General features: G+C 42.6%; 1 pseudogene. It reads left to right on the top strand.

The window, feature by feature from the left end:
* Positions 1-1,339: pseudogene (locus tag ACFO3O_RS22500) on the top strand (T9SS type B sorting domain-containing protein); the annotation flags it as partial.

Here is a 1,339-nt window from a genome sequence, read left to right on the forward strand (position 1 = left end):
ATGATTCCTGCTTCACAGACCGTTTGGGTACGTGTGGAGAATGTGGTAACAGGCTGTTATGAGTTAATTACCCTAACCTTAGTGGTGAATCAATTACCCTCACCTACAGCCATAGCTGCGGTAGAGGTATGTGATGATGATTTTGATGGGATTGCTATTTTTGATCTTACCATGGAGGTGACGGTTAATATCGAAAATGGTGAGACCAATTTTGATTTGAGTTTTCACGAAAGTCTCGCTTTCGCGGAAGCGGGTACTCCGGCGATTGCTGATCCAGCGAATTATGCCAGTCCAAGTGCCACGATTTTTGTGCGTGCCACCGATAATGATCCTGCCACAAGCACGGAGTGTTTTAGAATCATTGAACTCGAACTGATTGTCAATCCAATTCCACTGATTAATCTTCCTGTTCCCGATATCATCGAATGTACCAATGGCACCAATCAATTGATCTTTGATTTAACTCAGAATGATGGAGTAATTTATGGAGGATTGGATTCTATGGAATATGATCTGACCTACCATGAAAGCCAAGTAAATGCAGAGATGGATATGCTTCCTATTGGCGATCCAGTCAATTATTTAGTGACTGATCCTGGTGCTGTGGTGTGGGTACGTTTAGAAAATATAGCTACGGGATGTGCTACGGTGACCTTCTTTAATGCCACTATAGAACAGCTTCCTGTTTTTGTTCCTCCTACTGCGCCACTAGAGGCATGTGATAGCGAAGGCCCATTAGTCGGTACAGATATCGATGGGATTACCACCTTTGACCTGACCTTGCTAGATGCAGGTATCACGGCAGGAGATACCAGTCTTGTTGTAACGTATTACGAAACACAAGCCGATCTAGATGCAGGTATTTTTATAGACCCAGCTAATGCCTATGTCAATACCACACCTAACAATCAAACGATTTTAGTGCAGATCAGTAGTACCACCTCAGCGATGTGTATGGCACAAACTACGGCTGAGCTACTGGTCAACCCAATACCCTTTATTGATCCTGTTCCTCCAGCGATTGCCTGTGATGATGACAATGATGGTTTTGGAGAATTTGATCTTCAAGCCTATGCCAATGAACTTGGGGTAAGTTTACCTGATGTTGTTTTCCGTTTTTATGAAACCTTTGACAATGCGCAAATTGATGATGGTACGGGACAGATAGATATTAGTGTGCTTTACAATAACATTTCAGGAATGACCGAGTTATTCTTTGTCGCAGAAAATACCATTACAGGATGTTTCAAGCTCTACAGTTTTGAACTTTTGGTCTTCCCGAAGCCTGATCTTCCATTAGAAATTGAGGATTTACGAGCGTGTGATGCTGATGCTGATG

This window comes from Dokdonia ponticola (assembly GCF_042653865.1).
Lineage (GTDB): Bacteria > Bacteroidota > Bacteroidia > Flavobacteriales > Flavobacteriaceae > Dokdonia > Dokdonia ponticola.